We start from the raw sequence: 13,282 nt of genomic DNA on the forward strand, positions 1-13,282 counted from the left end.
ATCAGGACCGCAGTGGCCCCGGATCGTCCCCGCGAGTTGGGCAGTAACCAACGTGTCGCCGGTTCAGATCGCTTCAAGGCGAGGCAGTTGGGAAAAATTAGCCGGCAAAGTGGCGTTGAGCCAGCCTGGCGCCTTCTTTTCTCGCCGAGCTCCAACTCGATCTTTCATCTTGGAAGCTGCCGGTCCGCTTCAAAGCTAGGCAGTAGCTCTCCCTTCTTAATCTTGTGTTCCGATCTTTGACCTGCCTCTGTACAAGGGAACAATCTCCCGCCGAGCACCAGCGAATTCTGAACGGTCCCTAGCCGGGATCGGCTGATGCAAGGTTTTACCGTCCAAGCCTGGAGTGGGTGTCCGCATACAGTTTCCGTCGCCGGCTCAAGGCCCTCATATGCCGGGATCAAACATCTAGACGATAAGGAAATCGTGAACGGCCAGCGAATGTCCGGTTGTCAGGGTCGCGAAGTGGATGCCCCCACCCGCTGCACTTCCGTTAGCATCGAAATAGAGACGGCCGGTATCGCTCTCGTAGATGATGCGATAATTGGCATCCGTCGCTTTACCCAGTCGTGTTGATCGCCAGCATGGACGTCGAAAGTCGCCCTTCGGGCCGAGCTTGGTGAAGATCGTATTGTCCAGCTGGATCGTGTCGTCGATGACAACTAAGTCGGTGATCGCATCGACATTGGTGGCGGCATCCAGCGCTGTGTTGAAGACGAAGCGGTCTTGCCGGTACCGCCTGTCAACCGGTCATTGCAGAGGCCGCCAATAAAGCTATAGTCGCCAGCGCCAGCGCCAGCGCCACCGCTCAGCGTGTTGTTGCCACTATTGAGCGGTGTGTACTCTTCCGTTATCGCAACCGTTTTAGGCCCTTGTTCATCGCGTCGTTCCCGATCTCGGCCAGCATGATGTTGTCAGCTACCGCGATTATCGCAGCTAACGTTTCATCCCTGCCCCAACCGGCGCGACATACTTCAGAATATAGATTCTTCAAAGGGCCGTCGAGCTCGCGTTGCAGGTCGGCAAAGCGATCTGGATATTTGCCGTGTTGGGCAGGCGGGTGGATAAAGTTCATTGGGCGTCTCCGATTTCCCGCGCAACCATACAACGATTCTGTTGTTCCGCTGCCGCTCGAGATAGGGCGACTGCAGAAAAAGGAGCGCTCCCCGCGAAGAAAGGGAGCGCTCCAATCAGGGAATGCGGCGAGTGGGCAGACCCGCCGTGGCTGTCGAACAATAGCGAGTATCATAAGTTCCCGGTTTGCCGCGCCAGGCTGGAAGAAGATCCTGACGCGAGGGCCGCACAATAGGACGGGTAGTTTCGGGAGGCCCGGCAGCTCGTCTCCGGGTAAGTATAGACACCGCCTTCATCATGGGTATATCTGCCGTTATCGGATATACCGACTTCTGACGCCGTCCGATCCGGTGGAAAGAAACCTCTCAAACCGAGGATCCGCAATATGTCACGCATCTCCTCGATCGTTGTGACCTTCTTGATGGACTGCCCGCCCTTTGCTTCGATGGTCCACGCGTGAGGTGTCATGGCCCGCCTCTGGTCTGCACAATACTCCCTTAACGCGCGACCCCCAAATGCGTTGGGGTGGTACCGGGGGACTTACATACTATCTTTCGGCTATGAGTTCGCGACTACGATATCTGATACTGGCCCTGCTCGTTTCGCTTGGGCTTTGGGCCGGGATAATTTCGGGCGCTATGCAGTATGCCAGCGACGGCATCGACGATTTTTTCACGGCCTCTAGCAAATGAATCATCCCGCCATGTCACGCGTGCGCGGTGGTATCGCCTCGAAACCTATGAGGATTGTCACCCAGCACCGATGCGAATGATGGCAAGGCTCGCGGGCTGATCCTACCACAGCAATATCAGATAGCTCCATACTGCCGGTCTAGTGTGGCGAGGTTCAACTGCGGAACAGAGCCACCTGGGGAGTGCCTCATGACGATATCAGCCTGCACCAACAAACCCGACCGATGGACCCGCCTGATTGAGGCGTTCAAGAGGCGCATTGCTTGCGCCATTTGCTCTTCGGCTTCGGCGCGTTCTTCAAGTGCAGTGAGATCTATGTTCATGCCGCCAGTATGTCCAATCTCATCTGATCTGGCACCCACAAAAAAAGCTCCGGACCTGTTGGGGCAAGTCCGAAGCAATTTCGTAATCGAAATTGGAGGCCTGCGGGGCCGGGGCACCTCAAAACGCGACAATTTAAGCGTATGTTAATTTGTGCTGCAAGCGATTTCTTGCTGCGCTGCACACGTTCAAACCCATTACAACATTGCAATGGTTCGCGGTGCGTCCGTCCGAATGCCAACGTGTGGGCTATCATATTTCCGCGGGCCAGGTGGTCAGCTTAAGACCATTGTCCGACAACAGCGCGGGACCTCAGTCCAATGGAACGACGAGGAATGCGACTTATCTTTCGCACCGGGCAAATTGGCAGGCTTTGCCTCATCTCGGTCAGTCAGGAGGAAGAAATGCGTATCTCAACCTTTGCATCTATAACTGCACTTTCACTCGCCGTGGCCGTAGGCTCTATCGGCCTTACAAGTTTCGTCGGCCCTGCACTCGCTCAGGGCGGAGGCAACGGTGGGGGGAATGGTGGGGGGAATGGTGGGGGGAATGGTGGGGGACATGGCGGCGGCAACAGCGGCGGGCATGGAAACAGCAATGACCAGCAGTCCGCCAAGGATCATGGCAAGTCTGGCGAAAACAAGGGACGCGGCAAAGCTGACAAGGACCCGAAAGTGGTGTCCAACAGCTCAAAGTCTGCCTCGTCTGAGCTCAAGGGCCTCAACTCCTTGAAGCGAAACTATCATGCCTACTTGAATAGCTCCGACCCCAAAATGAGCACGATTTCGGCCTATGCGGTCGCCTACGCGCAATACGAGTTGGACAATGGCACTGAGCCCCTGGCGACTGACCCGCTCCTTGGGGATGCCGCTCTCGAAGAGGCACTGGCATCAGCGACCAAGACAGGTGAGGTCAGTCCCGCGGTGCTTGAGGAGGCAAAGACGATCCTCGGTGTCGGCAATGAACGCGGAAAGATCGACCAGATACGAGAGTCCTTGCGAACCACTTCCTCGGACGCGGATTAAGAAAAATGGCCCCTCCCATCGAGCGAGGGGCCTTTTTCTGCATCGAGCTTTGCCTCGTTGCGATTATTCAACGGGATCTCGAAGTATCTCAACGAGTTTATCGGGTTCCTTCGTGATAGCCTTATAGAGCGCCACAATCGTGCGAGCCAAGCGCTTGAGCTTCTCAGGTTCGTCTTGATAGGCCGCGTCGCCCTTCAGCGCATTGAACACCTCGCGGAGTTTGACCAGATCTCCGGGCTTGAATGCTTCGATTTCTCCTGGCGCTAGAAACTCTTCAACCACGTAACGCTCCTTGCGATATGCTGGCAAGGTAGTCCATGAATCCGAAAAAAGACCTTTTCGGAAACCATGCATTTTACATATGCGAGCGCGCACGGGCGGGCTGATTGGCCTGATTTCGAAAATGAGCGATGTCGATGCACCCGCTCCAACAGGTCGTTGTAACTGTCGTTCATTTGTCATTTTCGGTTGGTCAATGACCGCAACCTTGTGGCCATTTCTTATGCTGATAATCTCTGGTGCGTGAGCGTGCGGGATGCTTTCGCCTCTTCCGAGAAAGACTTCGTTTTTGAGGAGCACGCTGTTGCTTGGGTCCGTGGGCAGGCTACTCGTTTGAACGTTTCAGTTATGGGCTTGGGCACGAGCGCTAGGAAGCCGCTGCAGCCGATGCTATCGGGCGCCGGCATGATCGGAGGACACGTGCCCGTTGGAACTTTTGCGCTGACTACAGCCGAACGACTAAAGTCGGAGAAAACAATACTCTGTCATGGACGCTTGCTGCTGCCGAGTTGACGCACGATAGGGCTTGTTTGTCACCAGGGAGCGTCTAGTTTGGTAACTTGTTTGCATCCCTATAGAAGCGATGAGAGGACAGCGTGCCAACGATGTTGCTGGAAGACTTGTGTCGTCTGATGGAGACCGGGCATGTCCAAGCCCAAGGTATTGTCGATACCATGACACAGCCGGTCGTGGTCCTGGACCAACGCTTCTGTGTGACGACCGCGAACAATGCATTCATCAAGGCTTTCTAGGTTGATCGCGAAGATATCCTCTCTGAAGACTTCTTCGGCCTCGGGAATGGAAAGTGGAACATTCCGGAACTACGGCAGCTCATATCTGCCGTTATACCGCGGGCTGGAGCCGTCATCGGCTTCGAGGTCAGCCATGAGTTCCCATCTATTGGCCGGCGCACGTTTCTGGTCGACGCGCGCCGTCTCCTCCACCCGCAAGATAACAGCCCAAACATTCTCATTATCTTCGACGACGTTACCGAGCGACAGCGACATAACGCCGAAATGGATTTCATTGTCGCTGAGATGCGTCATCGCCTGAAAAACCTCTCAGCCGTCGTGCGATCAGTTGTGGCAAACGCAAAGGCTGACGATAAGGCGACGGCGATGTTCAAGGAGGCGCTGCTTGGGAGGTTGGACATCACCTTTAAAGCGCAAGAGGTCGCTGCACATGGGGAGATGGCGCTGTTCGAGACGCTGCTGAAGGAAGCTGTCGGTTCGACAGTATCAGAACGTTTTGAATACGCTGGACCGTCCGTGGAACTTGGAGGCACAGCGATACTTCCGGTTAGCATGATCCTGCACGAACTCGCGACAAACGCGATGAAGTACGGCGCTCTCACCGAACCTGAGGGAATTGTGAGGGTGACATGGGAAATCAAAGAAGAGCCGGATCGGCGCGCGCGGCTAGTGTGCCAGTGGTGCGAAGAAGGCGGTCCACTCGTATCGCAGCCTGAGCGCCGTGGTTATGGAACAGAGTTGATCGAAGGACTTGCCGCCCATTTAGGTGGAAGCGCGGAACTTTATTATGTTCCCACCGGTTTGAGCGCCACTTTTAAAATTCCTATGTGAGGTGCTGTGAGTGATGTTTCGACAACGAGGCGAAAGGGCGGAACCACGGTCCTTGTCGTAGAAGACGAGTTCTTCATAGCCGATGATATTCGGCGTGGACTGAGCGCTGCAGGATTTCGCGTTCTAGGTCCCGTTGCTTCGATCGAGCCAGCTTTCTATGAGATGGAGCGAGAACGACCTGATGTCGCCCTTCTTGATGTCCACGTTGGCAGAGCAAAAGTAAGTCCGGTTGCCGTGAAGCTTCGGGAATTGAACATTCCCTATGTTCTTGCGGCGGCAAGCCCCGCTCATGAGTTAGCCGCTGACCCAGCACTTGCAGGTGCCCTAAACCTCGGAAAGCCAACAGATCTGAAACGGATCGTTGAGACAATTTGCAGTCTTATGGTCTAAGCGTTCGCCTGTTTGCACGCGCCGAGGGCTCAAATTAGTCCAAGCCAACTGTCCCCGTCGTCATGCGGGAGAGCCTGATCCCGGAGAAGACCCGTCATAGCGGCCCTGATGGTATGTAAACCAACCCGCGTCCACGTCAACGACCACTTATCGACGCCGCCTTCATCGTAGGTGTATTTTCCATGGTCAGATATGCCCACTTCCGCTGCCGGCCAATCCAACGGGAAAAATCCCGGACGACCAAGCACACGCAAAACGACGTGAAGACCTTCGAGTATTGTGACCTTCTTGATAGGCAGCCGGCCTTTCGCTTCGATCGTCCATGCGTAATGGGTCATAGCAATCTTCCCCGTATCTAATAGACGAGAACTGTGGGATGCGGGAATACGTTCCGTCTGTCATGATGTCCCTGTACATGATGCAGGACTGAGCCATCCCGCTGCGCCACGGCGGGGTGGTTTTTTTAATTGCGTTGGCGTGTCTTCCCATCCGCCGTTTGTCAGCGGTGTTACCCGAGGGATGTCCAGAGGAGGTAGATCACCGATCCGGCTCCAGCTACCCAGAACGCAATGATCGTCAACATTCCGGCATGACTAGCAGGTCGCTCATTTCGAAGTTCAGCTGTGCTCCGAAACTCCGCCATCAGAATAGCGGGGATCAAGCGGATTGCGAGGGCGATGCCGATTGGCACGATCAGCAAGTCGTCGAGGTATCCGAGAACCGGAATGAAATCGGGGATGAAGTCGATCGGCGAGAGGGCGTAAGCGGCAATGCTGCCGGCGACAATCTTTGCGATTATGGGAGTTCGGCTGTCATGAGCGGCGATCCAAAGGGCAATGACATCAAGCTTCAGAAAACGCACACACTGCTTCAACCTGTCCAACCATCTATTCATGGGTCGTTTCATCCAAAGTCCGATGTCCCTTGGACAGCCTCATCGGAAATGCCGGTACCGTCAGTCTGATCCATCTTCAATGAAGGAACGAAGAAGCATGTATTCGTCATCAATGCCGAGTTGATATCGGCTTATGACGTCAATCGCGATGTCTTCCGCGCTCGTCGATCGAGGGTCAACGCCGCGTGCGAGACAAACTTTTGTTGCTACTCTCTGCAGCATCGCAACGCCTTTGGGAAGTATCACAGAATGTTGGGTCATCCCTGCAGGATAGCATTTCCCTGGGGCGCTGCGTGTGCACTTCAAGAAATTCTATTTCACGGTTACGTTACTGAGAGGAACGTACTTGCTGCTTCTCAGTTCGTCGGGAGCAAACAACCTACGGAGAACTTCAAAATGACCATCAAATTGCTAACCGCCGCTGCCTTCGCCATCTCGTTCGCTATGGGCGCTCCGGCATTCGCGCAGACCTCCAATACGGATATGAACCAGCCCACTCCCATGAATTGCGGCACTCCAGGCGCTGACAATGTGAACTGCCAGAAGCAAGACACTGATATGTCCACCACCGGTTCGGTCAAATCCCCGAATACAATGATGATGGACAATAAAGCGGCTGAGCCAAAAAAGGATAATTGCGGTACTCCGGGTGCCGACAATGTGAATTGCCAGAAGTGATCATGAACGACCGATCATCGGGTCCGAGAGTCGGCTTCGCCGGCTTTCGTGCTGTTTGGCGCTTCCGGTTTCGAATTGGCAACGCAATGTCTTCCAACGGTGTCAGTTAGGTTGCGGCAAATACGCTGTTTAAAGTTCCTGCTGGTCAAAAGGGGAGCGTGCGGGTCGTAAGAGGTAGGTCATCAACATTACACATTGACGCTCCCTGACGACTATGCTTTTTGCAGCCACCAGCAGTATTCGAATCCTCTGGTGTCTTGGGGCTCCCGCTCGTGGCGTGGGAGCCCCCTTTTTGTTTCCGACTGCTTTGAAGTAGTTTGTTAGGATCACAGAACGTGCGACGAAAGAAACGTCGACTTGGGCATGCATAGCGCCAAATGGTGGGGTCAGTCGCCATCCAGGCTGCCTCGCCTGCCATCAGCCCACATCAGAGTGTGATAATACTGCTCGACCATGCACGAGGCTTCCCGTGGTGTCGGTGAACACCCCTGATGCGGCATAGGGCGCTGGACCTTGACCTGTGGGCCCTGGCCCGACCACTGCCATTCCCCTCGCTTCGGACCGGCATCCTCAAGCCGGATGCGGCCGATATGCACGTCGCCGTCGAGGCCAAGGAAGTCTTGTAGCGGCTTTCCATCAAGCCCGGTCTCTACCGGCCATGTCGGTTGCCAATGGTAAAGCGGCTTGTATTCGCGTACTGGTTTCCATGGCTATATCAGCTCCACACGCCAGTCCGCGACACGGCAGTGCGTTTCAAGGCGTTCCATTGCTTTCGTGATATCGTCTTCCTTAATGAGGACGGGTCGGGAAGCATCGCCGTTAACACAGTACACTCCAAGGCACTCGCGCCGGCGAGTGTCGCGCAGCAGGTAGAAGAGCCCGAACGGCGCGCATGTCGTGAGCTCGTATAGGCTCGTCGTATATGCTTCCAGGCAGTCTGCCCGGAATATGCCCCCGGCCGTCTGGAGGAGCTCGTGAGGCACCTCGACCAGATTGCAACGTTCGAACGGCGTCCAGTAGATTTCGATCGGCTTCACTTTCCGCATGCGGTTAAACTGAATGCGCATTGTCTTCGTCCTTCACGTTTGAACCGCTAGGCTTCCATCCCCGGCTATAGCCTGTTCCCATCATCATCTCTGCAAGCGCCAGCTGCTCACGCGCTTCCTTCAAGTCGCCAAGCAGGGTTCGGATTGATGATCGAACGTCGCCGTTGTGCCATGCGAGCACCATGGCGATTTCGTCAACTGGCCCGGCATAGATCGTGTCCTATGTTCGGCGGTCATGGTTTGCGGGCACACGTTCTCGTTCTCCTGTCTTCACAGCAGTTGCAGATTTCGAATTGTCGTCTGGCTGGGCCTGATGCCCTTACGCGGCGATGTCCGCAATTTCGCCGAACTGGCAGATGATCTGCGGCTCCGTCATGTCGCCTCTTTCGTCATCGACGATCACGGAATAGGCCGCGACGCCTGGATGACGAGGCGCCATCGCGGTCGCGATTTTTTCCGCGCTGGCGGAACTCGAAGCCTGGCGCATTTCCCCCGGAGCGATACCGCCGCGGACCTTCTTGAACTGAAGGATGATGAATTTCTGCGCCGCCGCCATGGCTGGAAACCTTTCCGTATGTTCTCTCAATGTTCTCATTTGGAGGCACGAGAGTCAATCACGTAATCGGAAAGTTTTCCTATCCCCTATCAGAACGCGATGGCATCAGGATAAACGCGGCGCAAGCATTCAGGACTGCCGCAGCAAATACCGACCATAGAGTGGGTCGTATGATTGCCAGAATAGCTGATGCCAGCGCCACCGCCGACAAGGCCTTCAAAAGGAAGGCAACGTCATCAACCATCCCGATTTATCTATATAGGGTGGTTGTCGAGCTGGGCATTGAAGTCTTCCATCCTTTATCTGTGGCCTGATCCCTGTCCTCACAGATCAATTCCTCCCTTGGATGCCGCGCGACACAGCAATCGCATGCAAGAATACCGTGTCACTTCGCCTTCATCGATGCTGCGACCGAGGAAATGTGCACTCCTAGAGCACGAAATCGCTCTTCAGAAGCTCAATGGTGGTGTCCAGACGAACGGAGAAGTCGGTTATTGCATCGCCGTCGACATCTCCATAAACATAGGTGTCCCCGTTCGTGTTGACGTAGCGGAGCTCACCAGCTTTGCTGTTGAATGCCTTTTCTCCAATGAACAAAAAGGCCTGATCGCCGGTGACTGTCGTGTTGGCATCAATCGTCTGCAAATTCATCTTGTCGCCGCCGCTGCGGGAAAAATCATAGATCATGTCTCTGAGGGACATCGTGCTTTCTGAGATTTTCTTGAAAATGAATGCGTCAGCGCCCGAGCCGCCATAAAGCTTGTCAGCGTTCGACCCACCATAGATCCGGTCGTTGCCGGCGCCGCCCTTCAGAATGTTTGCCGCGGTGTTGCCTTCAAGCCGATCAGAGTATGCAGATCCGATGAGGTTCTCGATCGAGGAGTAAGTATCTCCATCCGCATCACCGGTATTTGACGCCGGATTCCAAAGGCTGGCCCCGGCAGCGCGTTCGGAGCCTTCGTAGGAGGCCGTATCGTTACCAGTCTGACCGTAAAGCTTGTCTGCGCCCGTGCCCCCTTGAAGCTTATCGTTGCCGGTATCGCCGATAAGGATGTCGTTCCCGCCCTCTCCGGAAATGCGGTCGTTACCCGCTCCTCCGAATATGCGGTTGGCATAAGAGTTACCTTCAAGCCGGTCTGAATGAGACGAGCCCATAAGTCTCTCAATCGATGAGTAAAGGTCTCCTTTGGCGTCCCCTGTGTTGGAAGATGCCCGCCAGAGACTAGCGCCGACTGCTCCTGAGGACCCTTCGTATGAGGCCATGTCTATACCGCCGCCGCCATTCAGCACATCGCCACCGCCGCGACCGATCAATACGTCATCGCCGCTTCCGCCATACAAGTGATTGACGCGGGCATCACCGCCAAGTCGATCATTTCCACTTAAGCCGCTAACATAGCTGGTGGCGTCTACGGTTATCCGGTCATTGCCGGCGGTTCCGCGACCAAAAATCTGCGCAGCAACTCCGTCGCCGTCTGCATCGATCGTTTCCGAGGTATACGTGATAACGAAACCACCGCCAGCAAGCGCTGCAATCTCTGGATCGCTCCGATCGTCGTAGCTCGGGCGATTTGCCGTGACTTCAAAACGACCCGTAAGAGCCGTGCCAGTTGACGAAAAAACGCGGGCATAGATCGTATCGCCTATTGTGTTTGCATCGCTGTCGTCTTGGCTCCATATCACGATAATCTCCCCGGTAGAGAGTTGCGTCACACGGGTCGCGTTCGGTAGATCGTCGCTGGCAAATACGACCTTGGGAGTTGCGGCCAGATTCCCTTTGGCATCGTAGAGACGCAGCATCGTGTAGTACGACTTATCTTCCGTATCGAGACCCAGATCGTGGTCGTAGTTGAGGTTGGTGACGACGAAACCGCCATTGCGAAGTGCCGCGACGTCATAGCCCGCGCCTGTACCCAGACCAGGGGCGCCATAGTTGATGGTCAACCCAAAGTCCGCCCGAATAACCTTGCCGCTGGCATCCGTTAGCATACCGCGAACTTGGTTGGAGCTTGATGAGCCCTGGTCGAGGCCACCCTCGCTATTCCAGATCGTGATTGTGCCACCATTGGTTAGAGTTGAAGAACGGGCGTAGATCTCGTCAAATTCTCCTTCGTTGACGTTGACGAGTTGGTTGCCGCCAATACGAGTGCCGTTGGCGCTAAACTGCTGCATATAAATCTGATCGAAGAGTGTGTCAGAACGGTCGGCTCCAAAAACAACCTTGAAGCCGCCGTTCTGAGTTGCGAACACTTCCGGCAAAACAGCATCGTTCATCGCAACGCTATCGACCCGGATGGCGCCGGTTCGGGCCGTTCCATCCGAATCAAAGACCTTAACATACGCCTTATCGCGCGTAGACAGGATGTCGTCGTAATCATCGTAGGTCCAAACCACAGCATATCCGCCGTCTGTCAGGGTGGTCACCCGCGCATTGTCTGATTTGGCGCCAGCTATGCCATCAAGGATTGTTTCGCCGCCGATACGCCGTCCATCGGCCCCGTACCGCTGGGACGCGACCACTGTCGCAGTCGGGCTGTCGTCGTAGTCGTTCACATAGCTCTCATAGACCACAAGGAAGCTTCCATCCTTGAATGTTGTGATGTGAGCATTACGCTGCCAATTGTTTTGGTAAGTATTGACACGGAATTCGGCCATGGTTTCGTCCGCTCTCAATATTGATCTGGAAGGGACAATAGGGCTGGCGTGGAAGCTGCCCAGCTAAAATGTTTATAGGGAATACATCAAGATTTGCTCATATATTCGGACAGAGTGAATCGGAATAACAGTCGCGTTTTTGCACCAGATGAAGGCGCGTTAGTCTCTCAGAGGCGGTCTAATGATAGCGTCTGCTTGAAACATAATGCGGGTCCGCACCCGGTCGCTGCGCCGGTACGAGGCCACCCTGCGCCACTCCACGCAGGACGGACATATGCTCGATCAAATTGCACGTGTCGCCGTTGGCGTTTCTGGGTACGATCCCGTTACACTCCAATGCTTCTATTGGCCGTCAGTTAACCCGACAGCCTCTCCACGTGAGACGCCGTTGTAAGGGTTCGGGTGAAGGACGAACTGGTAAAAAAGTCCGCCGACAATAAGGACGATAAGTGCTGCTATCAACATCGTACTTTTCTTCATGATATATCTCACTGTTTGGGGTGCCACGGTAACCCGCCTACCAGGCGAGAGTTCCCACAGTCTACGCGGCATTCTCCATCCGAATACCGCGCCCGCACCGCCAGTGTCGTGACCAATCCATCGTTCGTGAGAAAACCTTTCTCGCGGACCTGCACGCAAGGTTATGGGGGTACAGACAGGTACTACGGTCGGACGTGCATGTAGATACGGTAGGAGACTCACAAACCGCAAACCGATGATCTGCTGCCTTCCTTGTGACCAGCGAGGAACCTTCATCAGCATTGCACGTTATGTCGCCATGGACGCAGCCACACAACACTCAAACCAGTCGTGCTTCCCCGCCGCGGCTGGTCTTTTTTTTGCACCGCTGCCGCGTTGAACCGATGCCGCAATGAGATGAGCGACACATGATTGTTTGCGCCGGGAACCTTGGCGGTATCGGTTCGTTTAGCCAAAGCAAACAACAAAGGGATTCGGATATGAACCAGATCGTCTACATTGTCGGCCTAGTCGTGATCGTTGTGGCCATCTTATCTTTCTTCGGCCTGCGTTGATCGAGCGCATCTGAGGAGCCCCGGCAACGGGGCTTTTCTGGTTACAGACGAGGCTGCGCCGATGGATACGGGAAATACTGCGAAGGCCAGAAGCCGCGGCGAAAAAAAATCCCGACGATTTACAGAACCTCATTGCACGGTGGAGGAGTTTGCGGCGAAACACGGCCTTTCAATCCCAGAAGCCCTTTCACTCCATTCCCGGTTTGGCCCATCCGCGACCGAGTTGGATCTGCTGATGCGCGCGAAACGCGCATACTCGGGTTCTGAACAGCATGAACGGAAGTGAAGTCGTAGTTTTATATCGAGGTGAACTTCGCGCGGCGGCGCAAACCATCTACCCTGCAGCAGCATGACCTTAACCACAGAATAGTTTCCGCCAAGATGCCCACGCCGCTAGCCCAACCGTATCTGGACTACGATCAAGCGATAGCCCTTCACCGACCACGACTTTTCTTTTCCCAAGTTCAAGCAAGACTGGCAAGTCCTGGCGTGCGTTATTCGAAGATAACAGGGTATTTTGTTTACTAGAGTGGTATATAATACAGTCGAAATACAAATCAGTTTCTCTTTAATCGGAAATGCAACCCGTTACTTAAATTGTGGAGAGACGTGATGCTGATCCTTTTGGCGTTCTTATGCGGTTTGGTTTTTTTCAGCTCTCCTTACGTCAAACAGCCGGATCGAATAGTTATGTCACCGTTCGCTCCGGCTTTTGGTGCCGTCTATGTGGTTGGCGGACTGCTTCCGTTGACAGTTAGCGTTTCCTTGTTCGGCATCATACTAGGGTTTACGGCGTTAATTCGGTGGGCCGGGTATGCAATTGACGTTTAACCTGCCGCGGCAATTGCAGGAGAGAAGCCCTCTTCATCCCGTTGACGGCCAAATGTAACGGAGACGACAATCCTGTCGAGGCCGGGAGCTGTTTCCAAAACATGTCGGTGAGGTCCAACATGAACTTGTAGGCTAGATGTTTGATCCCAGGCTTTGATGGTGCAATCTTCTCACACGAATGGAAGGAGGCACTATGGGCCAGGTTCTACACGGGAGCGCCACGACG

14 protein-coding genes are annotated in these 13,282 nt (G+C 54.7%); 5 read left to right on the top strand and 9 right to left on the bottom strand.

Translation table 11 applies throughout. The features are described from left to right. Window positions 1-847 precede the first annotated feature (847 nt). On the bottom strand, window positions 848-1,072 hold the full coding sequence (locus BLX89_RS23250; protein WP_075293325.1) for a hypothetical protein: 225 nt from the start codon (window positions 1,070-1,072) through the stop codon (window positions 848-850). A gap of 1,416 nt (window positions 1,073-2,488) precedes the next feature. Here BLX89_RS23250 and BLX89_RS24490 point away from each other — a divergent pair. Next, window positions 2,489-3,109, top strand: a complete 621-nt coding sequence (locus tag BLX89_RS24490; protein WP_075293340.1) for a hypothetical protein — start codon at window positions 2,489-2,491, stop codon at window positions 3,107-3,109. Window positions 3,110-3,172: 63 nt separating this feature from the next. Here BLX89_RS24490 and BLX89_RS23265 read toward each other — a convergent pair whose 3' ends face one another. Continuing rightward, window positions 3,173-3,391: a hypothetical protein gene (locus tag BLX89_RS23265; RefSeq protein WP_075293327.1), complete on the bottom strand. Its 219-nt coding sequence runs from the start codon at window positions 3,389-3,391 to the stop codon at window positions 3,173-3,175. Window positions 3,392-4,209: 818 nt separating this feature from the next. Further along, window positions 4,210-4,434, bottom strand: a complete 225-nt coding sequence (locus tag BLX89_RS25440) for a hypothetical protein (protein ID WP_342587618.1) — start codon at window positions 4,432-4,434, stop codon at window positions 4,210-4,212. On the opposite strand from BLX89_RS25440, the gene BLX89_RS25445 reads away from it, so the two are divergent. Further along, on the top strand, window positions 4,405-4,971 hold the full coding sequence (locus BLX89_RS25445) for an HWE histidine kinase domain-containing protein (RefSeq protein WP_342587619.1): 567 nt from the start codon (window positions 4,405-4,407) through the stop codon (window positions 4,969-4,971). The two genes, BLX89_RS25440 and BLX89_RS25445, sit on opposite strands and share 30 nt — an antisense overlap. A gap of 6 nt (window positions 4,972-4,977) precedes the next feature. Next, entirely contained in the window at window positions 4,978-5,361 is a 384-nt protein-coding gene (locus tag BLX89_RS23275) for a response regulator (RefSeq protein WP_075293328.1), read from the top strand. Window positions 5,362-5,390: 29 nt separating this feature from the next. On the opposite strand, the gene BLX89_RS23280 is transcribed toward BLX89_RS23275, so the two are convergent. Continuing rightward, window positions 5,391-5,699, bottom strand: coding sequence for a hypothetical protein (locus BLX89_RS23280; protein WP_075293329.1), 309 nt, complete (start codon window positions 5,697-5,699; stop codon window positions 5,391-5,393). A 170-nt stretch (window positions 5,700-5,869) separates the two neighbouring features. Beyond that, the gene (locus tag BLX89_RS23285; protein WP_075293330.1) at window positions 5,870-6,256 is read right to left on the bottom strand and encodes a YkvA family protein; all 387 of its coding nucleotides are present in this window, start codon (window positions 6,254-6,256) and stop codon (window positions 5,870-5,872) included. Window positions 6,257-6,652: 396 nt separating this feature from the next. Here BLX89_RS23285 and BLX89_RS23295 point away from each other — a divergent pair, with 396 nt between their 5' ends. Further along, window positions 6,653-6,934, top strand: coding sequence for a hypothetical protein (locus BLX89_RS23295; RefSeq protein WP_075293332.1), 282 nt, complete (start codon window positions 6,653-6,655; stop codon window positions 6,932-6,934). 710 nt (window positions 6,935-7,644) lie between these two features. Here BLX89_RS23295 and BLX89_RS23305 read toward each other — a convergent pair. The 4 genes from BLX89_RS23305 to BLX89_RS23325 form a co-directional block, all read right to left on the bottom strand. Then, window positions 7,645-8,001 carry a hypothetical protein gene (locus BLX89_RS23305; protein WP_143523745.1) on the bottom strand — a complete coding sequence of 119 codons (357 nt, stop codon included), beginning with the start codon at window positions 7,999-8,001 and terminating at the stop codon, window positions 7,645-7,647. Continuing rightward, entirely contained in the window at window positions 7,985-8,164 is a 180-nt protein-coding gene (locus BLX89_RS23310) for a hypothetical protein (RefSeq protein ID WP_075293334.1), read from the bottom strand. Before BLX89_RS23310 ends, BLX89_RS23305 begins: the two co-directional genes overlap by 17 nt. A gap of 135 nt (window positions 8,165-8,299) precedes the next feature. Next, window positions 8,300-8,536 (bottom strand): hypothetical protein, encoded by a 237-nt coding sequence (locus tag BLX89_RS23315; RefSeq protein ID WP_075293335.1) that lies wholly within the window; start codon window positions 8,534-8,536, stop codon window positions 8,300-8,302. Window positions 8,537-8,965: 429 nt separating this feature from the next. Next, window positions 8,966-11,191 carry a calcium-binding protein gene (locus BLX89_RS23325; RefSeq protein ID WP_075293337.1) on the bottom strand — a complete coding sequence of 742 codons (2,226 nt, stop codon included), beginning with the start codon at window positions 11,189-11,191 and terminating at the stop codon, window positions 8,966-8,968. Window positions 11,192-12,286: 1,095 nt separating this feature from the next. On the opposite strand from BLX89_RS23325, the gene BLX89_RS25550 reads away from it, so the two are divergent. After that, the gene (locus BLX89_RS25550) at window positions 12,287-12,511 is read left to right on the top strand and encodes a hypothetical protein (protein ID WP_075293338.1); all 225 of its coding nucleotides are present in this window, start codon (window positions 12,287-12,289) and stop codon (window positions 12,509-12,511) included. Window positions 12,512-13,282 lie beyond the last annotated feature (771 nt).

The sequence above is a fragment of the Pararhizobium arenae genome, assembly GCF_001931685.1.
Classification (GTDB): Bacteria; Pseudomonadota; Alphaproteobacteria; order Rhizobiales; family Rhizobiaceae; genus Pararhizobium; species Pararhizobium arenae.

Coding starts and splice junctions, on each gene's coding strand:
- BLX89_RS23305 (WP_143523745.1), bottom strand. CDS start 8,001: ATGCGCATTCAGTTTAACCGCATGCGGAAAGTGAAGCCGATCGAAATC.
- BLX89_RS23315 (WP_075293335.1), bottom strand. CDS start 8,536: ATGGCGGCGGCGCAGAAATTCATCATCCTTCAGTTCAAGAAGGTCCGC.
- BLX89_RS23280 (WP_075293329.1), bottom strand. CDS start 5,699: ATGACCCATTACGCATGGACGATCGAAGCGAAAGGCCGGCTGCCTATC.
- BLX89_RS23310 (WP_075293334.1), bottom strand. CDS start 8,164: ATGGTGCTCGCATGGCACAACGGCGACGTTCGATCATCAATCCGAACC.
- BLX89_RS23325 (WP_075293337.1), bottom strand. CDS start 11,191: ATGGCCGAATTCCGTGTCAATACTTACCAAAACAATTGGCAGCGTAAT.
- BLX89_RS25550 (WP_075293338.1), top strand. CDS start 12,287: ATGGATACGGGAAATACTGCGAAGGCCAGAAGCCGCGGCGAAAAAAAA.
- BLX89_RS24490 (WP_075293340.1), top strand. CDS start 2,489: ATGCGTATCTCAACCTTTGCATCTATAACTGCACTTTCACTCGCCGTG.
- BLX89_RS23285 (WP_075293330.1), bottom strand. CDS start 6,256: ATGAATAGATGGTTGGACAGGTTGAAGCAGTGTGTGCGTTTTCTGAAG.
- BLX89_RS23250 (WP_075293325.1), bottom strand. CDS start 1,072: ATGAACTTTATCCACCCGCCTGCCCAACACGGCAAATATCCAGATCGC.
- BLX89_RS25440 (WP_342587618.1), bottom strand. CDS start 4,434: ATGACGCATCTCAGCGACAATGAAATCCATTTCGGCGTTATGTCGCTG.
- BLX89_RS23295 (WP_075293332.1), top strand. CDS start 6,653: ATGACCATCAAATTGCTAACCGCCGCTGCCTTCGCCATCTCGTTCGCT.
- BLX89_RS25445 (WP_342587619.1), top strand. CDS start 4,405: ATGGATTTCATTGTCGCTGAGATGCGTCATCGCCTGAAAAACCTCTCA.